Origin of the sequence: Pseudomonas sp. G166 (assembly GCF_037027455.2) — a bacterium.
Classification (GTDB): domain Bacteria; phylum Pseudomonadota; class Gammaproteobacteria; order Pseudomonadales; family Pseudomonadaceae; genus Aquipseudomonas.
Window position 1 is genome coordinate 143,142 of the sequence record NZ_CP146985.1, and the last position, 24,981, is coordinate 168,122.

A 24,981-nucleotide genomic window follows, 5' to 3' on the forward strand; every position below is an offset into this window, starting at 1 on the left:
TTGATGGGCAAGGGGGCACTGCGACCCGGCTGGCCATGTAAGGATGCTGACGAATGCCGCGTACTGTGGGTCCTTTTATTCAACGTGGTTTGCGCCCGTTGTTTCGCGTCGCACTGTGCAGCCAATTGTGCTGGCCGATGTTGGCGTTTGCCGACACTGCCTATGACCAAATGGTGCTCGACGCTCGTGCCGGCCATTACACGCCCGCTTTGACCGCCTTGCGCCAAGTGCCGGCCAGCCAGGCCAGTGCCGCGCAGATCAGCGACCATCTGCAGATCGCCAGTTGGGCCGGTTTCGACGCCGAGGTGGTGCAGGTCTATGAAAGCCAGGGCCGCTATCGTGACTTGCCGGTTCAGGCGCTGACCGCAACGGCTCGCGCTTATCGCAACCTCAAGCGCTGGGATGCGGCTGCCGAGCTGTATCGCCAGGCGTTGGCAATCGACCCGCGCAACCCCGACCTGCAACTCGGCCTGGCCTTGACCCAAGCCGATGCCGGCAAGCCCGACGAAGCGGTCAGCCGTGCCAGGGCCTTGGTCGCTGCCAAACCTGAAGATCCAATGCGCCGACTGGCCCTGGGCTATGCCCTGACCCGTGCGAACAATCCCCATGAAGCACTGTTCGAGTACGACCAAGCCTTTACCCGCGCCGGCAACAAGCCGGAGGTCGCCCGGGAATACATCAACGCCCTGCAACGCGCTCAACTGCCGGAGCCGGCCCTGCGCCTGGCCCGTCTACAGCCAGGTCTGATCGACCGTGGCATGCAACGGCGGCTCGAAGGTGATGTGGCGGCCGAACGGGTACGCCTGACGGATATGGCGAGTCGCAGCGAAACGGAACGCTTCATCATTGCAGACCGCGCCTTGGCCGATTACGACAAACTACTGGCGACCTGGAGCCCGGTGGCCGAGGCCCATGACGACGTGCTCCGTTGGCGCATCGATCGCTTGGGTGCCCTCAACGCTCGCGCCCGTCGGGCTGAAGTGATAGCCGAATACCAAAAGCTGATCGCCGAGGGCGTGAGCATTCCGACTTATGCCCTGCGCTGGGTGGCTTCTTCCTATCTGGAGCAGCGCGAGCCGGAGATCGCCGTCGATCTGTACCGCCGGGTATTGAGCGCGCCTGATGCCGACCCTGCGGACCGTTTCGAGGACAGTACCGCGCTCTATTACGCGCTGCTGGAAAGTGAAAAGTCCGAAGACGCCCGTATGCTGGCCGAGGACTTGGCGAAATCCGAGCCTTCGCGTGTCGAGCTTAAGGGCTTGCCGATCGGCAACCCCAATGACGACTGGATGGACGCTCAGCAACTGGCCGCCCAGGCCGGCACATACGGCGCCGACCTGCCCTCCGCCGAAGCGCGTCTGGAAACCCTGGTCAATCAAGGCCCCGGTAACATCGGCCTGCGCTTGGCCCAGGCCGATCTGTACCAGGCCCGTGACTGGCCGCGTCGTTCGGAAAGCCTGCTCAAGGAGGTCGAGACGACGACGCCGCGCGACCGTGGACTGGAAGTCGCCCAGGCCCGTGCCGCCATGGATTTGCAGGAGTGGCGGCAGATGGATGCGCTGGTCGATGACGTGGTCGCCCGCTACCCGGAAAACGCCCATGTCAAACGCCTGCAACGCCAGCGTGAAGTGCATGACATGGCGGAGTTGCGCATCGAGGCCTACACCGGCAAGAGCTATGGCGGCGGCAGCGGCGACGCTGGTGCGGTCACCGGCAGTCGGGATTTTGGTATCGAAACGCTGCTCTACAGCCCACCCATCGACGAAGACTGGCGGCTGTTCGGCGGTGCCGGTTACGCCACCGGTGATTTCGAGGAAGGCACTGGCCATCACCGCTGGCAGCGCCTTGGCGTAGAGCGCCGTACCCGAGACATGACTCTGGAAGCCGAGGTCTCCAACCACTCGTATGGTTCCGGTGACAAACAGGGCGCGCGCCTGGCCGTGGCCCGAGACATCAATGACCACTGGCAATACGGCGGTAGCCTGGATTACCTCTCAGCCGAAACCCCGTTGCGGGCGCTCAACAGCGGCATCCGTGCCAATGGCGGCAGCGGCTTTGTTCGCTGGCGCGCCAATGAAAGTCGAGAGTGGCGACTGGCTGTCAGCCCGTCCCATTTCAGCGATGGCAATAACCGCCTCGAGACTGTGCTTACCGGTCGTGAAGGCCTCTACAGCGCACCGCGGCTGCAAGTGGAAATGGGCCTGGAGGTCGCGGCCAGTCGCAACAGTGGTTCCAATGAAGTGCCGTACTTCAACCCCAAAGCCGACTTCACCTTCATGCCGACCGTGAGCGCCAACCACGTGCTGTACCGCCGCTACGAAACCACCTGGAGCCAGCAGTTCCAAGTGGGCGCCGGTACTTACAGCCAGCGCGATCACAGTACCGGCGCCATGGGGTTGCTCGGCTACGGCCAGCGTTTCATCTGGAACGACGTGCTGGAGGCAGGCGCCGCACTGAGCTGGCTCAACCGCCCTTACGACGGCGACCGCGAAAGCGATCTGCGCCTGCTTGTCGACCTCACCTACCGCTTCTAGAAGAGTTTGAAGATGCCTGTCATTTCGCGATTCATCCTCCTGCTGGGGGTCTTGCTGATCAGCGCTTGTGCCCAGCAAGCCCCGGCGTTCACACCGCCTTCGCAAAGACCGCTGGCGGCCAACGACGCCCCTTGGCCGAAGAACCATGTGCTTGGCATTGCCTACCACGACGTCGAGGACCGTGACCCGGACCAGGCGCTGGTGGCCGTGCGTACCGAGCGTTTGATCGAGCAACTGGCGTGGCTGCGGGAAAACAATTACCAGCCGGTCACCGTGGACCAGATCATCAGCGCTCGCAACGGCGGCCCGGAACTGCCGCCGCGTGCGGTATTGCTGAGTTTCGACGACGGTTACTCAAGCTTCTACACCCGCGTCATGCCGATTCTGCGCGCCTATAACTGGCCGGCGATATTGGCTCCGGTGGGCAGCTGGGTCGATACGCCGTTGAACCAAACGGTGGATTTCGCCGGGGTGCCGCGCAAGCGTTCCGAGTTCTTGACCTGGGAGCAGATTCGCGAGGTTGCCAAATCGGGTCTGGTGGAAATTGCCGCCCACACCGACGCCAATCACAAAGGCATCCTCGCCAACCCGCAAGGCAACCAGCAACCGGCGGCGACCACCCGACGCTACGATCCCGCTACCGGGCGCTATGAAACCGAGGCGGATTTCCAGGCGCGCCTGCGCAAGGACGTGGCGGCTATTTCCGAGAAAATCCGCAAGGTCGCCGGTTACAGCCCGCGCGTGTGGGTCTGGCCTTACGGGGAAGCCGATGGCACAGCGCTGCAGGTGATCGGCAGTGAAGGCTATCAAATGGCCCTGACCCTGGAGGACGGCCTCGACAGCCTCGATAACTTGATGAGTGGCCCACGCTTTCTGGTGGCCTCCGATCCGGACGGTGCTCACTTCGCCGAAAGCGTGGTCTCCGTGCAGGCGCTTGAGCCGATGCGCGTGGTGCATGTCGACCTGGATTACGTCTACGACCCGGACCCAGTGCAACAAGAAGCCAACGTCGGCAAGCTGGTCCAGCGCATCTACGACCTGGGCGCGAACACCGTGTTCCTGCAGGCGTTCGCCGACCCGAAAGGCGACGGCCTGGTACGCTCGCTGTACTTCCCCAACCGTCACCTGCCGGTACGAGCCGATCTGTTCGACCGGGTCGCGTGGCAGTTGAAAACCCGGGCCAACGCCAAGGTTTTCGCCTGGATGCCCGTGCTCAGTTTTGCCCTCGATTCGAAGCTGCCACGCGTACAGCGCTGGGATCCGGAAACCGGCAAGACTGGTGTCGCCCCTGATCAATATGTGCGCCTGTCGCCCTTCGACCCGAACGTGCGGCGGATTGTCGGTGAAGTTTATGAAGACCTGGCGCGGATGAGTTCGATTGACGGCGTCCTGTACCATGACGATGCGGTGTTCTCCGACTTCGAAGATGCCGGCCCCGCCGCGTTGAAAGTCTATGCCGCCAACGGCTTGCCGACGTCCATCGCCGCCTTGCGCGACGATCCGGCAGTAATGCAACGCTGGACTCGCTTCAAGAGCCGCTACCTGATCGACTTCACTCGTGAGCTCACCGCCAAGGTCCGGGCGATTCGCGGTCCGCAGGTGCAAACGGCGCGCAATATCTTTGCCGAGCCGATGCTCAATCCTGAAAGCGAAGCCTGGTTCGCCCAGAATCTCGATGACTTCCTCGGCGCCTACGATTGGACGGCACCGATGGCCATGCCGTTGATGGAAAACCAAACCCTCGAGCAATCCGGTCCCTGGCTTGAGCGCCTGGTCGCCACGGTCAAGGCTCGCCCCGGTGCCCTCAAGCGCACGGTGTTCGAATTGCAGGCCCGTGATTGGCACAGCCAACCGGCCCGTGACATCGACGGCAAACAATTGGCTGACTGGATGGGGCGTCTCAAGCGCCAGGGCGTGACCAGTTTCGGCTACTACCCGGACAACTTCATCGAAGACCTGCCCTCCGTGAAAACCGTGCGGCCGGCGCTCTCCAACAAGTGGAATCCTTGACATGTTCGACAGACTGCTCGCCCTGCTGGTGCTGGCGATTGTCCTTGGCGTGCCCCTGGGCCTGATCTTCCTGGTCACTGGGCAATTCCTGATGGACTTCGTGTTCTTTTACCCGTTGTTCATGTCTGGGCTGTGGATCGCCGGCGGCCTGTATTTCTGGCTGCATTGGGAGCGCCACTGGCCGTGGAAGGACGATACGTTGCCGCCGCCCTTGGCTGGCGAGCCGCTGATCAGCATCCTGATTCCGTGCTTCAACGAGGGCGACAACGTCGCCGACACCATTCACGCGGCGCTGGGCCAGCATTATCCGAACATCGAAGTCATCGCCATCAACGACGGCTCCAAAGACAACACCGCCCAGATGCTCGACCAATTGGCGGCTGAAGACCCACGCCTGCGCGTGCTGCACCTGGCGGAAAACCAGGGCAAGGCTGTGGCCCTGCGCATGGGCGCCATCGCGGCGCGCAGTGAATACCTGGTGTGTATCGACGGTGACGCGCTGCTGGCGCCCAACACCTGCGCCTACCTGGTAGCGCCGATGCTCGATAACGCCCGCCTCGGCGCGGTAACCGGCAACCCGCGTATTCGTACCCGTTCTACCCTGGTGGGCCGAGTCCAGGTCGGCGAGTTCTCCTCGATCATCGGCCTGATCAAGCGTACCCAGCGGGTCTTCGGACGGATCTTCACCGTTTCCGGGGTGATCGTCGCGTTCCGTCGTACCGCCCTGCACCGGGTCGGCTACTGGAGCCCGGACATGATCACCGAAGACATCGACATCAGTTGGAAGCTGCAACTGGACCACTGGAGCATCTTTTACGAACCCCGCGCACTGTGCTGGATCCTCATGCCCGAAACCCTGCGCGGCCTGTGGCGGCAACGTCTGCGCTGGGCCCAAGGCGGCGCCGAGGTGTTGTTCAAGAACATCCGTGGCATCTGGCAATACCGCCATCGTTACCTGTGGCCGCTGCTGTTCGAATATTGCCTGTCCACCGGTTGGGCATTCACGTTCCTGCTGTCGGTGATTTTCTGGGGCGCCGGCAAATTCGTGGAAATGCCGCCGGCCATCGCCGTCGACCACCTCATGCCGCCGGCCTTCACCGGGTTGTTGCTGGCAGTGGTGTGCCTGTTGCAGTTCGCGGTGAGCATCCTGATCGATCGCCGCTACGAAAAAGGCCTGTGGCACATCATGTTCTGGGTGGTCTGGTACCCGTTGGTGTTCTGGTTGATCAGCCTGTTCACCACCCTGGTGAGCTTTCCAAAAGTGTTGTTCGGACAGCACCAGCAGCGTGCGCGCTGGGTCAGCCCGGATCGCGGTATCAAACCGTTCGATGATGAAGAAGAGGAAGTGATCCGATGAAAATTATCAGGACCCGGCAAAGACCTTTTCTGATGGTCATTGACGTTCTCTTCACTGTGCTGGCGTGGGTCGGGTTGGTGTATTTGCTGGTCAATGGGCTCTGGCCGCTGTTCGACAGCCAGGCAGGCCCGCGCCTGGGTGGATCGCTGTTCGACACCCTGGGGACCTTGCAGGTCTACGGTTGGATCGCATTGGTCAACGCGGTGCTCTTGATTACTTGGGCGCGTTATCAGCAGCGTAAAAGCCGCAGTTTCGCCCAGCGGCGGCTGCCGGCGCCGGTGGTGGACGATCAAGGTTTGAGCGACAGTTTCAAATTGACCGACGAACGCCTGGACACGTTGCGCCAGCCTGGCTCGAAGATCATCCACAACAACCAGGATGGCGACATCAGCCACGTCGTGGCGCATTTCCATCTGCTGAGCCCGGAGTTGCAACCGCCGCCTCTCGCTCCACTGGAGCGCCCCCGGGTGATTCACCTGCCGGCGGATCGTGGGAGCGAGCTTGCTCGCGATGGCGGAGTGTCAGCCAGCATAGATGCCGGTTGAACCGACGCCATCGCGAGCAAGCTCGCTCCTACAGTGGATTGGGGTTGTTGGACAAATTGGGGGCACATGTGGGGCTGTCGGGGAAAGTGCGGCGAAGTTCATCATAATTGTCACTGCAACCGGATGGGCGCTGCGGCTATAGTTCGCAGGCCGTCCATGGCCTGATACGCATAAGGTGCCCGGTATGACCCGATTGAACTCTCTCTCCCCTTGGCTGGCGGCCGTCGCCCTGGTGCTGTGCGCGCAAGGGGCTGTCCAGGCCGAGGAGCGTTTCACCCTCAGCATTCCCGGCGTGTCGGACGACCGCCTCTTCACCGCTGCGGCGGCCAGTGACGCCAACACGTGTGGTGGCAAGAACATTTCCCCGGCGCTGAGCTGGAACGCCGGCCCACCCGGCACCCTGAGCTATGCCATAGTCATGTTGGACCCGGACGGCCAAAGAGGGCAGGGTGTCGACCACTGGGTCCACTACGGTATCAAGGCCACCACACGGCAGATTCCGGCGGGCGCGGGTACCAAGCCGGCGCTGGAAGGCATGAGCGGTATCAACAGCAAGAACACGCGTGGCTATATCGGCCCTTGCCCGCCCATTGGCGACAGCGCGCATCATTACCTGATTCAGCTCTTCGCCCTGGACCTGCCCCCGGAAGCCCTGCCCGCTGGCCTTACGCGCGCCCAATTGATGGAAAAAATCAACGGCCACGTGCTGCGCAACAGCAGCGTCGTGCGGCGCTACCACCGCTAGCCCAGGCACCAAAAACACCTGTTTGGACTTGGGGATATGGTCTACACCCTGTGGCGAGGGAGCTTGCTCCCGTTGGGTTGCGCAGCAACCCTCCAACCACAAAATTGGCATCACGTGCCAAAAGCGAGCACTATCGAGCCCCTGTTCACTCATGCCGGAGGATGGCGATGACGCAGAAACCCGACGGCATCGCCCGCTTGCTGAACTGCCCCACCAAGGGCGATGAGATGCGCCGGGCTATCGCCCAGAGCCGCAAGGATTTCCTGCCTGCTGACGAGGCCGAAGACGCCGAGCCAGGCCAACCACCGGCTGAGCCCGTGGACAACGGTCGCGACGACTGAGCTGTCGCCCTCTCTCAATCCCACTTTTCAAATCTGCCTATGACTGCCACGACCCATCTGCCAGGCGACCGATTCAGTCGCTCCGATTACAAAACCCTGGGCCTCGCGGCCTTGGGAGGCGCGCTGGAGATTTACGATTTCATCATCTTCGTCTTCTTCGCCCTGACCCTCAGCCAGTTGTTCTTCCCGCCGGAAATGCCCGATTGGCTGCGCTTGCTGCAAAGCTTCGGGATCTTCGCCACCGGCTACCTGGCTCGGCCCTTGGGCGGCATTCTCATGGCGCATTTTGCCGATCGCCTGGGACGCAAGCGGGTGTTCAGCCTGAGCATCCTGATGATGGCCTTGCCTTGCCTGCTCATTGGTGTGATGCCGACCTACGCGCAAATCGGCTATTTCGCACCGTTGCTGTTGCTGGCATTGCGCATCCTGCAGGGCGCGGCGGTGGGCGGGGAGGTGCCCAGCGCCTGGGTGTTCGTGGCCGAGCATGCGCCGCTGCATCATCGCGGCTACGCCCTCGGCTTCCTGCAGGCCGGCCTGACCTTCGGCTACTTGCTGGGCGCCTTGACCGCCACGGCGTTGGCGCGGATCTACACGCCGACGGAGATTCTCGATTACGCCTGGCGCTTGCCATTCCTGCTGGGCGGAGTCTTCGGTGTGATTGGTGTCTGGCTGCGCCGTTGGCTGAGCGAAACGCCGATCTTCATGGCCCTGCAAGCCAACCGCGAAGAGGCCACGGAACTGCCGCTGCGCACGGTCCTACGCGAGCATCGGCACGCCTTGCTGCCCGCCGCCATCCTCACCTGCGTGCTGACCTCCGCGGTGGTGGTGTTCGTCGTCATCACCCCGACCGTGATGCAAAAAAGCTTCGGCATGACCCCCAGCCACACCTTCGCCCTGAGCAGCCTGGGTATCGTCTTCCTGAATATCGGCTGCGTCTTGGCCGGCCTCATCGTCGACCGTATCGGTGCCTGGCGCACCGTCATGCTCTACAGCCTGCTGTTGCCCGTGGGCATCGCCGTGCTCTACGCCAGCCTGATCAGTGGCGGCGCCTGGCTGGGGCTGGCCTACGTGGTGGCCGGCCTGGGGTGCGGGGTGGTCGGCGCCGTGCCTTCGGTAATGGTCAGCCTGTTCCCGCCGAAAATCCGCGTGTCCGGCATCTCGTTCACCTACAACATCGCCTATGCGTTGTGGGCGAGCATGACGCCGTTGATGCTGATTGCGCTGGTGCCGTGGAGCCCGTGGGTGTGCGTGGGGTATTGCGTGGTGATGGGGGCGGTGGGTGTGGGGGCGGCGGTTTATTTTCCAGGACGGCATACGAAGGCCTCGCAGCCTTCGTTGGCGTGTGAATCCTGATCCGGTCCTTCAAAGACGTTCACGAAAAAACTCCACAAAGGCACGAGTCCTTGCCGAGCGGCGCCGGTCTTGGCTGAACACGGCGCTGATGGGCAGCGCCGTCGGTTGGTAATCGTCGAGCAGGGCCGACACGGTTCCCTGGCGAACATCCGCCGCAAACAACCATTGCGGGGAAAGCGAAACGCCCAGCCCGGACAGCACCATCTCCCGGATCGCTTCGCTGCTGTTGCTGGTGACGTTGCCCTTTATCGTCACGCAGTGTTGCTTGCCCTCCTGGTCGAATCGCCAGACGTCGTAGTGTTCCAGCAGTGTGAAACCCAGGCAGTTATGGCCGGCTAAGTCCGCCGGCTCGAGCGGCGTGCCGTGCTGTTGCAGATACGCCGGGGAGGCGTACACCCGGCGTGGGCTGGCGCCGAGGGAGACCGCTACCAGCCCCTCGTTTTTCACCACGCCAATGCGAATGGCGACGTCGATGTTTTCCTTCAGCACATCTTCGTTTTGATCGCTCAGCCGCAGGTCGATCCGAACCTGTGGATGGCGTGCCAAAAACTCGCCCACCAAGGGCGCAATGCACAACCGACCGAAACTCACAGGTGCCGCCACGCGCAGCGGCCCGGCGATCTGTTCCTGCCCACTGACGAACTTGAGCCGGGCGGCGGCCAGGCTGGCGAGTATGTCCTTGCTCTCGGCGTAGAAGCGCTGCCCCTGGTCGGTCAGCGCAAGATGACGAGTGCTGCGGGCAAACAATGCGCCGCCAAGATGGCGTTCCAGCGCGCGGATCTGTTTGCTCACCGCCGGTTGGCCCAGGTTCAGCTCCCTGGCGACGGCCGAGAACGAGCCACGCTCCACCACGCGTACGAACACTTGTATTGCCTCGAACAGATCCATAGGGATTTGGCCTCTATCTGGAATAAATCCTATCCATTTTTACTTACTTATCGGAATGCATCTTCGCCAGCAACATGAACCTACCCACTCATTGGAGGTTTACCGTCATGAACAACACCATGTTTGCCGCTATCGCCGAAACCGCTCAGGCGGCGCTGGTCGTGCGTCACATTCCCCGGCCAGTTCCCGGCAGAGGACAGGTATTGATCAAGGTTCATGCCGCAGGGATCAACCCACTGGATACCAAGATCGCGGCGGGAGGCGGTGCCCATGCCCGCCAACCGCTGCCCGCCGTACTGGGCATCGATCTGGCCGGGACGGTGGTTGAACTGGGTGAAGGCGCGAGCGGCTTCGTGCCTGGCGATGAGGTGTTCGGCATGGCCGGCGGGATCGGCGGTGCCCAGGGTGCCCTGGCCGAATACATCGCCGTCGATGCCCGCTTGGTTGCGCTCAAGCCTCGTTCATTGAGCATGCGTGAAGCCGCCGCGTTGCCGCTGGTGTTCATTACCGCGTGGGAAGGGTTGGTTGACCGCGCTAACGTCCGGGCCGGCCAGCAGGTGCTGATCCACGGTGGTGCAGGCGGTGTCGGCCAAATGGCCGTGCAAATTGCCAAGGCCCGAGGTGCCGAGGTCTATGCCACCGGCTCGGCCACTCGCCTGGATTTCATCCGCGGCCTGGGCGCGACACCGATCGACTACCGGAGGCAGGACGCCGACAGCTACGTGCGCCTGCACACCGACGGCGAGGGCTTCGATATCGTCTACGACACCGTAGGCGGCCCCACGCTGGATGCGTCGTTCAATATGGTGAAAACCTACACCGGCCATGTCCTCAGTTGCCTCGGCTGGGGGCAACACAGTTTGGCGCCATTGTCGTTTCGCGGTGCGAGTTATTCCGGGGTATTCACCTTGATGCCGCTGCTGACCGGCAAGGGGCGCGAGCATCATGGCCAGATCTTGCGGGAGGGCGCCGCTCTGGTTGAGTCAGGGCAACTGCGGATCAACGTGGATCAGCGCCGGTACGGCCTTGGGAAAGTCAATGAGGCGTTTGCCCAGGTAGCCGAGGGACGCGGGGCGGGGAAAACGGTGGTGGACATTGGGGTTGAGTAAGACGGGACCGCTCTGCGTAAGGCCAAACAACTTGAGCGCGCGTTCAAACCCCGTAGAATGCAGCCGCCATTATGCCGCTGCATCTCAAGGACGAATTCAAACATGCGAGTTTTTACCCTCTTGCTGACCCTCTGCCTCATGGCCGGTTGCGCTTCCAAGCCCGATTACTACATTTCCCCTGCACCGGTGGCGATCCCCGAGACCGCCACCTATTGGATTGACACGTTCAACGTCGAAGTCGTAGGCAAAAACGAACGCTTTCTGCCCGACGAAAAAGTCCGTGACCGGCTGCACACCGACCTGATCGTCCGCCTGCTCGACGGCAATCGCTATGCCTCCAGCAAGGAAACCGCTGACTATCTGCTGGACGTCAACGCCGTTTATGCGCGCCGGATTCAAGACACCCAAGGTGGCTTCATGAACAAGATTGTTGCCGACGGTACGTACCTGGCCAGTGTCGATTTCAGTTATCAGGTCAAGGTGAAGAAGGCCGGTGACGAGGTATTGCACTTCGCCCAGGCCCGCCAGGGGCTGATGCCGGGTGGGGCGATCGGGCAACTCGAGGTCATGAGAGGCATGGCGGGCGCCCTGACGAACAGAGGCAACTCCGATGTCGAAGACTATTACACCGGCCAGTTGAGCCGCTTCATCGCCGATGACCTGCAGGGCATTCCGTCTCGTTAGCAATGCCTGCTGCAACGGCGGTAATAGCCTGGCCACTTTGGGGTGGCCAGGTCTGTCTTTTCAGTGCAGCAAAAAAACTTCTTGGTCGTTAACCCGAACCGCATGTGCCTTGCGTCTGACCCTGTGAACGGATCATTCATTCACGAGGTTCAGCCCATGTCCCGTCCACTCCCCTTTATACGTCCTGCTGCCCAGGGCTTCGCCGTGACTTTGCTGGTGGCGTTGGCCGGTTGTGGGTTGTCTTCGTCCCGCGAGGCTGCCAAGCCGACCGAACCGGTAGCCGTGGCGCCCAGCGTTGTACCGCTAGGCGAGATCGCCTACGTGCGCGAGCCCATGAGCAAGCGCATGGCCGCCCCGGCATCGATGCCCGCCCCAAGTGTGGCGAACGATGCCATTGCCGGGGACTACCGCTCCGAGCCGCGCGAACAGTACGAAAAACTGCCGGACAACCCCATCCATAGCGTGGCCGAAACGCCGGTCTCGACCTTCAGCGTGGATGTCGATACCGGCAGCTATGCCAATGTGCGACGTTTCCTCAACCAAGGCAGCCTGCCGCCCGAAGGTGCCGTGCGACTGGAGGAAATGGTCAACTACTTCCCTTACCACTACGCGCTGCCTACCGATGGTTCGCCCTTTGGCGTGACCACCGAGGTGGCCCCAACGCCGTGGAACCCCCACACTCGCTTGCTGCGCGTCGGCATCAAGGCCAGCGACCGCGCCGTGGCGGACCTGGCGCCGGCCAACCTGGTATTCCTGGTGGATGTGTCCGGCTCCATGGACCGCCGCGAAGGCCTGCCGCTGGTCAAGAGCACCCTGAAACTGCTGGTGGATCAATTGCGTGACCAGGACCGGGTGTCCCTGGTGGTGTATGCCGGCGAATCCCGGGTGGTGCTCAAGCCCACTTCGGGCCGCGACAAGGTGAAGATCCGCAACGCCATTGATCAACTCGATGCCGGAGGTTCTACCGCAGGGGCGTCGGGTATCGAGCTGGCTTATCAAATGGCTCGGGAGAGCTTTATCGACAAGGGCATCAATCGCATCCTGCTGGCCACCGATGGCGACTTCAACGTCGGTGTCAGTGATTTCGACAGCCTCAAGCAAATGGCGGTGGACCAACGCAAAAGCGGCGTCTCCCTGACGACGCTGGGCTTCGGTGTGGATAACTACAATGAACACCTGATGGAGCAACTGGCTGACGCCGGCGACGGCAACTACGCCTACATCGACAACCTGCTCGAAGCGCGCAAGGTGCTGGTGGACCAGCTCAGCTCAACCCTGGCGGTGGTGGCGCGGGATGTAAAGTTGCAGGTGGAGTTCAACCCTGCCCAGGTCAGCGAATATCGCCTGCTGGGTTATGAGAACCGCGCGCTCAAGCGTGAGGATTTCAACAACGATAAGGTCGATGCGGGTGAGATTGGTGCCGGGCATACGGTGACAGCGTTGTATGAAATTGTCCCGAAAGGCGAGCAAGGCTGGTTGGAGCCGCTGCGTTATGCCAACACGCCCAAGCTGGACGGCAAGTCAGGAGAGCTGGCGATGTTGCGCGTACGCTACAAACCCGCCGAGGGTGGCAGTAGCCGATTGATCGAGCATCCTATCGACAGCGCGCCAAACGATGCCAAGGCCAGCGATGACTTGCGTTTCTCGGCCGCCGTGGCGGCCTTCGCCCAACAGCTCAAGGGCGATGGACGCTACACTGGGACGATGACCTTGAAGGACACCGCGCAATTGGCGCGCTCGGCCCGAGGTGATGACCCGTTTGGGCTGCGTGCCGAGTTTGTGCAGTTGGTGGAACTGGCCCAGAGCCTCGAGCCTGAGGCCAAGCGCTGATCCTGCGCACAACGAGGATCAAATGTGGGAGCGAGCTTGCTCGCGATTGCGGTGGACCAGTCATCATTCTTATTGACTGTCCTGACGCCATCGCGAGCAAGCTCGCTCCCACAGTGTTCCCTTGTTATCTGCCAGGACTGTGTTGCAATGACCGGAAAGGAGTTCGCCACCCACATGCCCGCTGCGCTTGATCCTCCCAGCGACGAATCGCTGCTGGCCCGCTACCGCAACGGCGACAAGGCTTCTTTTGAAGTCCTCTACGCCCGCCATCGGCTAGGGCTTTACCGTTTCCTCGTGTCCTTGAGCAACAAAGCCGAACTGGCCGAGGAAGTCTTCCAGGAGACCTGGCTCAGCCTGATTCGCAGCGCTACCCAGCCACAAGGCCGGGCGAGTTTTCGTACCTGGCTGTTCCAGATCGCCCGCAACCGCTTGATCGATCACTGGCGCAAACACGGGGTCCACAACCCGTTGCACGACAGTTACGACGAGCAGCTTCACGTCCAGCCCGACGACACCGGCAGCCCTGAGCAACAGTTGAGCCTTAGCCGCGACCAGGCTCGTCTCGACGCCGCGTTGCAGGCCTTGCCCGAGGATCAGCGGGAGGTCTTCCTGCTGCGCCTGCACGGCGACCTGGAGCTGCCGCAGATCGCCGCCTTGACCGGCGTCCCGTTGGAAACGGTCAAAAGCCGCTTGCGTTACGCCCAGCAGAAGTTGCATCGCCTGCTGGCCGAGGAGGTACCCGCATGATTGATACCAAACACACCCCGGATCCCGACGACGAAATGCTCATCAAGCATTTCCGCCAACACGCCAGCGGCGAGCCGCCCGCGTCCCTGGACGCTTTTATCCTGGCTGCCGCCCATCGTGAAGCGCCAACGCCCGCCCCAAGCTTGTGGACGCGCTGGCTGCAAGCCTGCCAACGGCCGCGTTGGCAAATGGCATTCGCCACGGTCGCCGGTGTGGCGCTGATGATTGGTCTGGTAGTGCGTTCACCCGTGCCCCACGACGAGCTGGCCTCGCCCGCCTCGATGGAGTTTTCCGCCGATCGGCAAGAACCCGCCGTTGCCGCTGCACCGCCGCCGGCCATGCCCGCTCCCGCCCCTATAGCCCGGATGGCAGCCCCCCAGGGCGAACTCGCCCAGGCCCCGGCAAGCGCTGATCAGGCCTTCGCGGAAAAGCCTGCGGCGAAAATGAGCAAAAGCGCGCCCGTTGCCCTGCCATCGTTGGAGCAGGAACTGCTGGAAATCCTGCGTTTGCGCCAGGCCGGTGATGCCAAGGCTGCCGATGAGAAGCTGCTGGCGCTGCACAAGCGCTTTCCCAAGGAAGACTTGCCGGCGCGGTTGGAGGCGCTGCAAAAGCGTTGACTGAGCTCCGCGCCCACAAAAAAAGCCCCAGGTCTTGCGACCAGGGGCTTTTGATTCTGTAAATGGTGCACCAGGCGGGATTCGAACCCACGACCCCTGCCTTCGGAGGGCAGTACTCTATCCAGCTGAGCTACTGGTGCGACGCGGGCGCCATGATACTCATATGCATCGCGGGCGTCCATGCTGCTGATTTGCCGGTGTTTTCATAAGCCTGGGCGGGCATCGGCTACGCTGATCAGAAAAAGCGGGCAAATCCGGATTTTTCGTTCTTTTTTTCGAACAGCCTATTGTCCTTCACCCCCATCGGCCCTAGGATTCGTTTGAGATTTCAAACGCTCTTGTCTGGGTGCTGAACCGCACGTCTGTGCTTATGTGCGTTATTTCTGTGCTTCAGCCCGGTGGATGATTTCCCTGACGGCAGCCCCTGAGGCGCCTTTCTACAAATCTAATTCGCTCCGCGTGCGCGCGGTGCTGTTAAGGAAAGCCGACATGCAGCTTAAAGACACCCAGTTGTTCCGCCAACAAGCCTTTATCGATGGCGCTTGGGTCGATGCGGACAATGGTCAGACAATCAAGGTCACCAACCCGGCAACGGGCGAAGTGCTGGGCACTGTGCCGAAAATGGGCGCCGCCGAAACCCGTCGGGCGATTGAAGCCGCCGACAAGGCGCTGCCGGCCTGGCGTGCGCTGACGGCCAAGGAGCGCGCCAACAAGCTGCGCCGCTGGTATGAATTACTGATCGAAAACCAGGACGACCTCGGTCGCCTGATGACCCTGGAACAAGGCAAGCCGCTGGCTGAGGCCAAGGGCGAAATCGTCTACGCAGCCTCCTTCATCGAATGGTTCGCCGAAGAAGCCAAGCGTATCTACGGTGATGTGATTCCCGGCCACCAACCGGACAAACGCCTGATCGTGATCAAGCAGCCAATCGGCGTGACCGCTGCCATTACCCCGTGGAACTTCCCGGCCGCGATGATCACCCGCAAGGCCGGCCCTGCCCTGGCCGCTGGTTGCACCATGGTCATCAAACCGGCTTCGCAGACGCCGTTCTCGGCCCTGGCCCTGGTTGAGCTGGCGCACCGTGCCGGCATCCCGCAAGGCGTGCTGAGCGTGGTCACTGGCAGTGCCGGCGACATCGGCGGCGAGCTGACCAGCAACCCAATCGTGCGTAAGCTGTCGTTCACCGGCTCGACCGAGATCGGTCGTCAGTTGATGGCCGAATGTGCCAAGGACATCAAGAAAGTCTCCCTGGAACTGGGCGGCAACGCGCCGTTCATCGTGTTCGACGACGCCGACCTGGATAAGGCTGTCGAAGGCGCGATCATTTCCAAGTACCGCAACAACGGCCAGACCTGCGTCTGCGCCAACCGCCTGTACATTCAGGACTCGGTGTACGACGCTTTCGCTGAGAAACTGAAAGTGGCGGTAGCCAAGCTCAAGATTGGCAACGGTCTGGAAGACGGCACCACCACCGGTCCGTTGATCGACGGCAAAGCGGTTGCCAAGGTGCAAGAGCACATTGCCGATGCAGTCAGCAAAGGCGCGACCGTACTGGCGGGTGGCAAGGCGATGGAAGGCAACTTCTTCGAACCCACCATCCTGACCAACGTACCGAAGAATGCCGCCGTGGCGAAGGAAGAAACCTTCGGCCCGCTGGCGCCGCTGTTCCGCTTCAAAGACGAAGCCGAAGTGATCGCGATGTCCAACGACACCGAGTTCGGCCTGGCCTCGTACTTCTATGCCCGCGACCTGGGCCGTGTGTTCCGTGTGGCCGAAGCCCTGGAATACGGCATGGTCGGCGTCAACACCGGTTTGATCTCCAACGAAGTCGCGCCGTTTGGCGGCATCAAGGCCTCGGGCCTGGGCCGTGAAGGCTCCAAGTACGGCATCGAGGACTACCTGGAAATCAAATACCTCTGCCTGGGTATCTGATCCGCTTCAAGCGCAAAGGGCACGAGAGCGCTGTCCCTTTGCGTGTTTCACCTGTTCTGTTTCTTGTGGCCGGAACGCTGTGGCAGTCGATCATCGCATGCTGTCGCAGTTGCCTCCCGGCCATGTATTCCTTGAACCACGCCGACCGATGAGCGGCGAATGAGGACTGTAATGAGCAAGACTAACGCTGACTTGATGGCCCGCCGTACCGCTGCTGTTCCACGTGGTGTCGGCCAGATTCACCCGATCTTCGCTGAATCGGCGAAGAACGCCACGGTAACCGACGTCGAAGGCCGTGAATTCATCGACTTCGCCGGCGGTATCGCCGTGCTGAACACCGGCCATGTGCACCCGAAAATCATCGCCGCCGTGACCGAGCAGTTGAACAAACTGACCCACACCTGCTTCCAGGTCCTGGCCTACGAGCCCTACGTGGAGCTGTGCGAAAAAATCAACGCCAAGGTCCCAGGTGACTTCGCCAAGAAAACCCTGCTGGTGACCACCGGTTCCGAAGCGGTGGAAAACGCCGTGAAAATCGCCCGTGCCGCCACGGGCCGTGCCGGTGTAATCGCCTTCACCGGCGCTTACCACGGTCGCACCATGATGACCCTGGGCCTGACCGGTAAAGTCGTGCCGTACTCGGCCGGCATGGGGCTGATGCCCGGTGGCATCTTCCGCGCGCTGTACCCGAACGAACTGCACGGCGTGAGCATCGACGATTCCATCGCCAGCATCGAGCGCATTTTCAAGAACGACGCAGAGCCCCGTGACATCGCGGCAATCATCATCGAGCCAGTGCAGGGCGAGGGTGGTTTCTATGTGGCGCCGAAGGAGTTCATGAAGCGTCTGCGCGCCCTGTGCGACCAGCACGGTATCCTGCTGATCGCTGACGAAGTGCAGACTGGCGCCGGCCGTACCGGCACCTTCTTTGCCATGGAGCAGATGGGCGTTGCCGCTGACCTGACCACCTTCGCCAAATCCATCGCTGGCGGTTTCCCGTTGGCCGGTGTTTGCGGCAAGGCCGAGTACATGGATGCGATCGCTCCGGGTGGCCTGGGCGGCACCTACGCCGGTAGCCCGATCGCTTGCGCGGCTGCGCTGGCGGTGATGGAAGTCTTCGAGGAAGAGCACCTGCTGGACCGCTGCAAGGCCGTGGGCGAGCGCTTGGTCACTGGCCTCAAGGCCATTCAGAAGAAGTACCCGGTAATCGGCGAAGTCCGCGCTCTGGGTGCGATGATTGCGGTGGAGCTGTTCGAAAATGGCGACTCCCACAAGCCGAACGCCGCAGCCGTGGCTCAGATCGTGGCCAAGGCGCGCGACAAGGGCTTGATCCTGCTGTCCTGCGGCACCTACGGTAACGTTCTGCGTGTGCTGGTGCCGCTGACTGCGCCAGACGAGCAGTTGGACAAAGGCTTGGCAATTCTCGAAGAGTGCTTCTCCGAGCTCTGATGTTACGAGCCCTGACTGTGCACTGATTCACAAAAAAACCCGCTTCGGCGGGTTTTTTCATATTCGGGAACACATCCCTCAGGTTTTGAACTGTCTGCATCGGCCTTCATTGACTAAGGTGCATGTATGGCAAGGGAGCGATGCTGCATGACTGCTGTGGTTTTACCCGCTGTACCCCGTGTGCTGATCGCCGAGGCCGACCCGGCGTCCCGGGAGCTGCTTGAGCAAGTATTGTCGGGCGTGCGCTGCGATGCCCGAGTGGACACCTGCGGCGAGGGACACCAGGCCCTGGATTTGCTGGCGCATAACTCGTACGACCTGGTCATCGCCGACTGGGAGCTGCCGGGTGTCGATGGCCTGACTATCCTGCGCGGCCTTCGCCAACAGCATCGAACTGTGCCGTTGCCGTTCATTCTGATGAGTCGGCGTAACGACAGCGCCAGTGTGCGGGAGGTCGTGCCACTGGCGCCGATGGCGTATTTGACCAAACCCTTGAACCGCGAAAGCCTGACCCAGCGTTTGCAGGGGTTGCTGTTGAGTGGCGCTGAAGAGACCTCCAGCGACGTACCGGTCCCGGGGCTGACCCTGATAGCTTTTCTGGAGCGTCGGCGCGAGCTGTCCGAAGGCGCGCCGCTGATGACCGATGTGCAGGTGGCGGTCAAGCGCTGCCTCAACCCCACGGGCCTGGATCTGAAGCTGCTGGAAGAAGAGATCCGAACCGACCCGCAAATCACCGGGGTGCTGATTGCGGCGGCCAACAGTGCTGCCCAGCATCAGGGTGGCGCGCCGGTGCAGACCGTGGCCCAGGCGCTGCACCAGCTCGGCACGGGGCAGAGCATGAACCTGATCCTCGGCCTGACCCTCAAGCGCTGCGCCCGGCTCAGCGTCCCGTGCCTGGCCGACTATGCCAAGCGCTATTGGGAATTGTCGCTGCACACCGCCGAGTACGCTCGGATCCTGGCGCGGCTGTTGGATCTGGAACCGGAACGCTGTTATTGCGCCGGGCTGTTACACCGCCTGGGCGACCTGGCGCTGCTGCGTTGCCTGGAGGAATGGACGCAGGCGGGGGGCGAGCTGGATGAGTGGGAGGAAGTAGGGAATTCCCTCGATCAATACGGCGCCAGTTTCGGCTCGGCGCTGCGCACCCGTTGGCGTCTGCCGCTGGAGCTGCGTGAGCTGATCGCGGCAGCCTATAGCCTGGGTGGTGGGGTTTATTCCCGCGAGGCACTGGTGATGAACATGGCGGCGCAGATGGCCCACCTGACCGAGCATGAAGGGCTTGAAGAGCTGGCCCGGGGGCGTACAGCGCGTTTGCTGAAGATCGGATTGCCGGAGTTGATGCGATTGCGCAGAAAATAAAGCGACTCTTTGCGGGAGCGAGCAGGCTCGCTCCCACAGGAATTTGGGTATGACTGGAGTTTTGCTGACTCCTTGGCGACGAGATTGCTCAAGCCGCAATGATGCGATTCTTCCCCTGGCGCTTGGCTTCGTACATGGCCGCGTCGGCCCGGGCGAACAGGTTGTCGAGGGACTGGTCTTCGGCGGTGATGCTGGTCAGGCCCTGGCTCACGGTAATGCCGAAGTTCTGCTCGCCACAGCGAAAATTCAAGCGCTGGATCTCCCGTTGCAGGCGCTCGGCCACTTGCAGCGCCATGTCCGGGGCACAACCGGGGAACACGGCGGCGAACTCTTCGCCGCCGATCCGCCCAAACAGATCACCGCGCCTGAGCACGGAACGTCCGCTTTCGGCGATTTTCTGCAGCACGGTATCGCCTTCCTGATGGCCGTAAGTGTCGTTGATTACCTTGAAGTCATCGATGTCCAGCAACAGGAACGCCATAGGCATCCCTTGTAGCCGTGCCTGCTCGAATTCACGGTGGGCGCACTCGAAGAAGTGTCGACGATTGCTGCTCTGGGTCAGCACATCGGTGGTTGCCAGCCGCTGCAGTTCGCTTTCCAGCAGCTTCTTTTCGGTGATGTCTTCGGCAATGCCCACCACAATCACCGGTTGCCCTGGCTCAGCCTTGCGGTTGATGAAGCATTTGTCGCTCAGCCAGCGGATCTGGCCATCGGCGGCGATGATGCGGTATTCGCGATCTTCGACGGCACCTTTGACCAGCACTTCAGCCAGGCTGCGTTCGGCGTAGTCCTGGTCATCGGGGTAGATTGCGTCGCGCCATTCGTTGAAATCGGCCATGACCAGGCCGGCAGGACGGCCGAAGATCCGTTCGTAGGCGGGGCTGACGTACAGCACTTGCCGGGTTTCCCAGTTGAATGCCCAAAGCACCGCATTGACGCTGACCAGCAATGAGCTGAACAGTTGCTCACGCTCGCTCAGGCGCGCTACTTCGCCCTGGGCGTGCATCAGCGCCATGAGGGTCTGGGCCGCTTCGGGCCAATGAGGTTGGGATGAATCCTGTAGGTTCTTGTCGACCATCGGCACAAATCTCAAAGAACGTGCACTGCTGTGGATTTGCACGCGCTCACTCCAAAGCCCGCCTGGATGGCGAAGTGCTCATTGAGATAGGGGATTTGAGGCGAAGTTCCTTTTCAGGCGACGAAGGGCGGGGCCGCGCAGCAAAGAAAAACCCCGCCGGAGGCGGGGTTTTGATTATCAGGCTGTAGCCGGTCGCAGCGAGTAGGTCTTGAGCTGGTCGGCGAAGTCCCGCAGGGACTGGATGCCACTGGCCTCGGCTTCGTGGACCCATTCCTTGATGGCGGCGAGCATGTCATGGCCGTTGCTGCTGGTCTTGACCCAGATCTGCTGCAACGCCAGGCGTTTTTCGTAGATCACCTTCAGCGCCTGGCTGTGTTCCAGCATGTTCTGGATGCGAACGTGGTGACGGTCATCCAGCAGGCTGGTCTCCCGCGATAGCAGGCGTTTGGCTCGGTGGAACTGATGGCGCACCGAGTGATCGACCTTCTCCAGTTCCTGTTTGACCAGCGGCGCGATGACCAGCCGGCGGTACTGGGCCATGATCTGGAAACGGTTATTGAGGATCGCCATGGCGGTGTCCATGTCCAGGTGACCCTTGCCTTCGACTCGGTGTGCGATTGGCGCGACCCGCTGGACCTTGGCCAGGCGCAGGAAACTGAACACCTTGATCCAGGCCCAGCCCAGGTCAAACTCCCATTTGCGTACCGACAGCTTGGCCGAGTTGGGGTAGGTGTGGTGGTTATTGTGCAGTTCTTCGCCACCGATCAGGATGCCCCAGGGCACCAGGTTGGTCGCCGCGTCGCGGCATTCGAAGTTGCGGTAGCCCACGGCATGGCCCAGGCCATTGACCACGCCGGCGGCCCAGACTGGAATCCACATCATCTGGATGGCCCAGATGGTGATACCGATGGTGCCGAACAGCAGCAGGTCGATGCCCCCCATGATCGCCACGCCCAACAGTGGGAAGCGGCTGTAGAGGTTGCGCTCGATCCAATCCTCAGGGCAGTTCTTGCCGTAGATGCGCAAGGTTTCCGGATTTTCCGCCTCGGCGCGATACAACTCGGCGCCTTTGCGCAGCACAGTGGACAAGCCCTTGATGACCGGGCTGTGGGGGTCGTCAATGGTTTCGCATTTGGCGTGGTGCTTGCGGTGGATGGCAGTCCACTCACGGGTGTTCTGTGCCGTGGTCAGCCACAGCCAGAAGCGGAAGAAGTGTTTGAGGCCGGCATTGAGCTCAAGGGAGCGATGGGCCGAATAACGGTGCAAGTACACCGTGACGCCAATGATCGTGACATGGGTCATCAGCAGGGTGACTGCCACCAGTGACCAAGGCGACAAGCCAAGAAAACCTTCGTACCACATAGGCTGTAGGGCCCTCGATAAAGATAGAAACTGCCGTTGCATTATCACCGGCCCGACAGATAAAACCAGTCGGCCTTTCAGATAAGAGTGGCAGGATGTTTCTTCCTCTATAATTCCCGCCTCTTTATAGGGACATGGATGGCCGAATGACTGTCTACCGCCGCATCGCTCTGCGCACAGCGCTGGTTTATCTCTTGCTGTCAGTCGTCTGGCTGCAACTGGTTGGTTATTTATTGAGCAGTTTCTTCGATCAATCCGCCGATCGACTTCGCTGGTTGCTGATCAACGGTTATGCCTGGGTGCTGGTCAGCGCCGCGTTGATCTTCCTGGTCCGAGTGCGGATGTCCCGGTTTTTCGGGCCGGGCGAGCACAGCGCCGATCGTGAGCGCCTGCGCCAGGCCGCCGCCGTCTTCGATTGCACCCGCGAAGGAGTGCTGGTGACGGACCGCAACGGCCTGATCGTGCACGTTAACCGTGCCTTCATTGCAATTACCGGTTACGGACGGGACGAAGTGCTGGGCCAGCGACCCAATCTGTTCAAGTCCGGTCGTCATGGGCCGGATTTCTATCGTGACATGTTTGCCGCCCTGGACAGCCTGGGCGAGTGGAGCGGCGAGATCTGGAACCGGCGTAAAAGCGGCGAGATCTACCCTCAGTGGCAGACGATTCGTGTCATTCGCGACGACAACGACCAGATCAGCCATTACGTCGCGGTGTTTTCGGATATCAGCGCAATCAAGGATTCCGAGCACGAGCTGGCGCACCTGGCCCACCACGATCCGTTGACCGGCCTGCCCAACCGCTTGCTGTTTTCCGATCGCACGGAACAGGCCCTGGCGTCGGCGCAGCTTCACAAGCGTGGCTGCGCTCTGCTGCTGGTGGACCTGGATCACTTTAAAAACATCAACGACAGCCTGGGGCACAACGTCGGCGATGAACTGCTCAAAGGCGTGGCCGAGCGGTTTCGTGGCCTCTTCGCGCCGGGTGTGACCCTGGCCCGTTTGGGGGGTGACGAATTTGCCGTGCTGGTGGAAAACTGTTCGCAGCCCGGGCAGGCAGCTGTGTTGGCGCGGCGCATCCTCGACGCCCTCAAGGAGCCATTGCGGCTTGACCACCAGACCCTGTTCATCAACGCCAGCATTGGCATCAGTCTGTTTCCCGGCGATGCCCTCAGCGCCGGACAATTGCTGCGCAATGCTGATTCGGCGCTGTTCAAGGCCAAGAGCGCCGGGCGCGACGGCTATGCCTTGTACACCGAAGAACTCACCGCCCACGCTCAGCAACGGGTCGAGATTGCCTCCGAACTGCGCCGGGCCCTTCAGCACCAGGAACTGCGGGTTCATTACCAGCCGGTGCACGACCTGGCGACCAGCCGGCTGATTGGTGTGGAGGCGTTGGTGCGTTGGGAGCATCCCAAGCGCGGGTTGGTTTCGCCAGCCGAGTTCATTCCTATTGCCGAGCGCACCGGGCTGATTGCCCAGATCGATGCCTGGGTCATGGACCAGGCCTGTCGGCAGATGTGCCAGTGGCAGCAGGCCGGCGTGATGCTGTCGTTTGTCGCGGTCAACGTCTCCAGCCGGCTGTTCGCCCATCGCGAGTTGTATGAGCAAGTCGCCCGAGTGCTGCACGACACAGGCCTGGACCCGGCTTGCCTGGAGCTGGAAGTGACCGAAAGCGCGGTGATGGAAGACCCGGAGGTGGCGCTGGAACAGATGCATCGCCTGCGGGAGTTGGGCGTGCGGCTGGCGATCGACGATTTCGGCACGGGTTATTCGTCCTTGCTGCGGCTCAAGCGCTTGCCGGTGCAGAAGCTCAAGATCGATCAGGGTTTTGTCGCGGGGCTGCCGTGGGATGAGGATGACGCGACGATCGTCCGGGTGATCGTCGCCCTGGCCCATAGCATGGGCATGCAGGTGCAGGCCGAGGGCATCGAGCAGCGCGAGCAAGCGGCCTTCCTGCTTGGACAGGCGTGTGAGCTGGGGCAGGGCTACTGGTTTGGCCGGCCCGTCGCGGCGGCGCAGTTGGATTGGGATCGGGCGCCGCTCATTGCTTGATCGTCCGTGGGCCCGCCGCGAAGGGCCCTCCATGGCCCAGCGCGGCTATCCCGGCATTCATGCCGGGATGCCCACTCCACAATGCCTGCGTTCGGCCATCGTGGTTAATGGGGCCCCGAGACCAACGTCCACCGCGAGGCGGCCTGACAGCCGACCTGTCTCTCCGGCCGTGCCTCAATCCAACTGGGGGAGCGAGCTTGCTCGCGATAGCGTCGGCTCAGCTTGCCTCAATGTAACCGCTATCCCTTGGCGCTGTGGGCCGCCATCTCCTTGGTTTCCAAATGATCCAACGCCCGCTCAACCAACAACTGCCCCCCATCGGCCATGCGACTGATCGCCAGAGCGACGCAGCGGCGTGAGTCGTCCACGTCGTCAGCCAGGTCGGCGGCGATGGTGCTGATGGAGGTCTTCGGAGGCGTTGGCGAGCAGGGTTTCGGTGTCGATGTGGGGTGAGACGATGAAGAGTTGGTTTTTGTCGGGTTCGGGTGGTGAGGCGGGCTTGGGGTTGAGGTAGTAGTCGAGGGCGCGGGTGGCGGCGTCATCGAGCTTTTTTCTTCCTGCGCTTGAACGCGGGATTTGTGGTCGCTTTGAGGGCGTTTGCTACTTTATGTTGTTTTGGTTATATAAAAATTCTTAAATAGTCTTTTTAAGAATATCTGCGCTTATCTAATATTGCTCCCACGCCGCAAGCAGTGCCGCCCACTGCCAGGCATTCATTCAAGGAGCAGCAGCATGAGCGCATCCCTACGTAGCGTTGACGGCCAGGACGAAGCAACCATCTTGCGCGAGATCCAGAGCGCATTGCGCGATCTGCGTTTTGGCGCGGTGGAAATCACTGTGCACAACGCGCAAGTGGTCCAGATCGAACGCAAGGAAAAATTCCGGTTGCAGCAGCCGAGCCATAAGCCGTCTTGAAAAACCTGAAAGATCGCAGCCTTCGGCAGCTCCTACAGGGGGGCTTGGCGTAGGAGCTGCCGAAGGCTGTGA

20 protein-coding genes, 1 tRNA gene and 1 pseudogene are annotated in these 24,981 nt (G+C 61.6%); 17 read left to right on the plus strand and 5 right to left on the minus strand.

Annotated features, from left to right (window positions below; genetic code table 11):
• Window positions 1-53: 53 nt before the first annotated feature.
• The 7 genes from pgaA to SGN16_RS00715 all read left to right on the plus strand — a co-directional run bounded on the left by pgaA (window position 54) and on the right by SGN16_RS00715 (window position 8,885).
• The gene (gene pgaA / locus SGN16_RS00685) at window positions 54-2,534 is read left to right on the plus strand and encodes a poly-beta-1,6 N-acetyl-D-glucosamine export porin PgaA (RefSeq protein WP_210642251.1); all 2,481 of its coding nucleotides are present in this window, start codon (window positions 54-56) and stop codon (window positions 2,532-2,534) included.
• Between the two features lie 12 nt (window positions 2,535-2,546).
• Window positions 2,547-4,544 carry a poly-beta-1,6-N-acetyl-D-glucosamine N-deacetylase PgaB gene (pgaB, locus tag SGN16_RS00690; RefSeq protein ID WP_339101945.1) on the plus strand — a complete coding sequence of 666 codons (1,998 nt, stop codon included), beginning with the start codon at window positions 2,547-2,549 and terminating at the stop codon, window positions 4,542-4,544.
• Window position 4,545: 1 nt separating this feature from the next.
• Entirely contained in the window at window positions 4,546-5,901 is a 1,356-nt protein-coding gene (gene pgaC, locus SGN16_RS00695; protein ID WP_210642253.1) for a poly-beta-1,6-N-acetyl-D-glucosamine synthase, read from the plus strand.
• Window positions 5,898-6,446, plus strand: a complete 549-nt coding sequence (gene pgaD, locus SGN16_RS00700) for a poly-beta-1,6-N-acetyl-D-glucosamine biosynthesis protein PgaD (RefSeq protein WP_339101948.1) — start codon at window positions 5,898-5,900, stop codon at window positions 6,444-6,446. The genes pgaC and pgaD overlap by 4 nt, the downstream gene beginning before the upstream one ends.
• Before the next feature lie 184 nt (window positions 6,447-6,630).
• Window positions 6,631-7,191, plus strand: coding sequence for a YbhB/YbcL family Raf kinase inhibitor-like protein (locus SGN16_RS00705; protein ID WP_210642255.1), 561 nt, complete (start codon window positions 6,631-6,633; stop codon window positions 7,189-7,191).
• 167 nt (window positions 7,192-7,358) lie between these two features.
• The gene (locus SGN16_RS00710; RefSeq protein ID WP_210642256.1) at window positions 7,359-7,532 is read left to right on the plus strand and encodes a hypothetical protein; all 174 of its coding nucleotides are present in this window, start codon (window positions 7,359-7,361) and stop codon (window positions 7,530-7,532) included.
• A 39-nt stretch (window positions 7,533-7,571) separates the two neighbouring features.
• Complete coding sequence (locus tag SGN16_RS00715) at window positions 7,572-8,885, plus strand: MFS transporter (protein ID WP_210642257.1); 1,314 nt, start codon at window positions 7,572-7,574, stop codon at window positions 8,883-8,885.
• Between the two features lie 9 nt (window positions 8,886-8,894).
• Here SGN16_RS00715 and SGN16_RS00720 read toward each other — a convergent pair whose 3' ends face one another.
• Window positions 8,895-9,773 carry a LysR family transcriptional regulator gene (locus tag SGN16_RS00720; RefSeq protein WP_339101950.1) on the minus strand — a complete coding sequence of 293 codons (879 nt, stop codon included), beginning with the start codon at window positions 9,771-9,773 and terminating at the stop codon, window positions 8,895-8,897.
• A gap of 107 nt (window positions 9,774-9,880) precedes the next feature.
• Here SGN16_RS00720 and SGN16_RS00725 point away from each other — a divergent pair, with 107 nt between their 5' ends.
• The 5 genes from SGN16_RS00725 to SGN16_RS00745 all read left to right on the plus strand — a co-directional run bounded on the left by SGN16_RS00725 (window position 9,881) and on the right by SGN16_RS00745 (window position 14,760).
• Window positions 9,881-10,882 (plus strand): zinc-dependent alcohol dehydrogenase family protein, encoded by a 1,002-nt coding sequence (locus SGN16_RS00725; RefSeq protein WP_339101951.1) that lies wholly within the window; start codon window positions 9,881-9,883, stop codon window positions 10,880-10,882.
• Between the two features lie 102 nt (window positions 10,883-10,984).
• Window positions 10,985-11,566 (plus strand): hypothetical protein, encoded by a 582-nt coding sequence (locus tag SGN16_RS00730; RefSeq protein WP_210642258.1) that lies wholly within the window; start codon window positions 10,985-10,987, stop codon window positions 11,564-11,566.
• Window positions 11,567-11,722: 156 nt separating this feature from the next.
• Window positions 11,723-13,396 carry a VWA domain-containing protein gene (locus SGN16_RS00735; RefSeq protein ID WP_339101952.1) on the plus strand — a complete coding sequence of 558 codons (1,674 nt, stop codon included), beginning with the start codon at window positions 11,723-11,725 and terminating at the stop codon, window positions 13,394-13,396.
• 174 nt (window positions 13,397-13,570) lie between these two features.
• Entirely contained in the window at window positions 13,571-14,143 is a 573-nt protein-coding gene (locus tag SGN16_RS00740; RefSeq protein ID WP_210645063.1) for an RNA polymerase sigma factor, read from the plus strand.
• Entirely contained in the window at window positions 14,140-14,760 is a 621-nt protein-coding gene (locus SGN16_RS00745) for a hypothetical protein (protein ID WP_339101953.1), read from the plus strand. Before SGN16_RS00740 ends, SGN16_RS00745 begins: the two co-directional genes overlap by 4 nt.
• Window positions 14,761-14,823: 63 nt before the next feature.
• Here SGN16_RS00745 and SGN16_RS00750 read toward each other — a convergent pair.
• Window positions 14,824-14,900, minus strand: a tRNA-Arg gene (locus tag SGN16_RS00750).
• A 349-nt stretch (window positions 14,901-15,249) separates the two neighbouring features.
• On the opposite strand from SGN16_RS00750, the gene gabD reads away from it, so the two are divergent.
• From gabD to SGN16_RS00765, 3 genes are all read left to right on the plus strand, one after another.
• On the plus strand, window positions 15,250-16,692 hold the full coding sequence (gabD, locus tag SGN16_RS00755; protein WP_210642261.1) for an NADP-dependent succinate-semialdehyde dehydrogenase: 1,443 nt from the start codon (window positions 15,250-15,252) through the stop codon (window positions 16,690-16,692).
• Window positions 16,693-16,863: 171 nt separating this feature from the next.
• Window positions 16,864-18,141 carry a 4-aminobutyrate--2-oxoglutarate transaminase gene (gabT, locus tag SGN16_RS00760; RefSeq protein ID WP_210642262.1) on the plus strand — a complete coding sequence of 426 codons (1,278 nt, stop codon included), beginning with the start codon at window positions 16,864-16,866 and terminating at the stop codon, window positions 18,139-18,141.
• Window positions 18,142-18,288: 147 nt separating this feature from the next.
• A complete protein-coding gene (locus SGN16_RS00765) occupies window positions 18,289-19,500 on the plus strand; it encodes an HDOD domain-containing protein (protein ID WP_339101955.1) in 1,212 nt (403 codons plus the stop codon).
• 88 nt (window positions 19,501-19,588) lie between these two features.
• Here SGN16_RS00765 and SGN16_RS00770 read toward each other — a convergent pair whose 3' ends face one another.
• Window positions 19,589-20,578, minus strand: coding sequence for a sensor domain-containing diguanylate cyclase (locus tag SGN16_RS00770; protein WP_210642264.1), 990 nt, complete (start codon window positions 20,576-20,578; stop codon window positions 19,589-19,591).
• A 177-nt stretch (window positions 20,579-20,755) separates the two neighbouring features.
• Window positions 20,756-21,940 (minus strand): delta-9 fatty acid desaturase DesA, encoded by a 1,185-nt coding sequence (gene desA / locus SGN16_RS00775; protein WP_210642265.1) that lies wholly within the window; start codon window positions 21,938-21,940, stop codon window positions 20,756-20,758.
• Window positions 21,941-22,086: 146 nt separating this feature from the next.
• On the opposite strand from desA, the gene dibA reads away from it, so the two are divergent.
• On the plus strand, window positions 22,087-23,994 hold the full coding sequence (dibA, locus tag SGN16_RS00780) for a phosphodiesterase DibA (protein ID WP_339101957.1): 1,908 nt from the start codon (window positions 22,087-22,089) through the stop codon (window positions 23,992-23,994).
• A gap of 239 nt (window positions 23,995-24,233) precedes the next feature.
• Here dibA and SGN16_RS00785 read toward each other — a convergent pair.
• Window positions 24,234-24,587, minus strand: a pseudogene (locus SGN16_RS00785) (DUF6124 family protein); the annotation flags it as partial.
• A 139-nt stretch (window positions 24,588-24,726) separates the two neighbouring features.
• Between SGN16_RS00785 and oscA the strand changes: the two are divergent.
• On the plus strand, window positions 24,727-24,909 hold the full coding sequence (oscA, locus tag SGN16_RS00790; RefSeq protein WP_003186967.1) for a sulfur starvation response protein OscA: 183 nt from the start codon (window positions 24,727-24,729) through the stop codon (window positions 24,907-24,909).
• Window positions 24,910-24,981 lie beyond the last annotated feature (72 nt).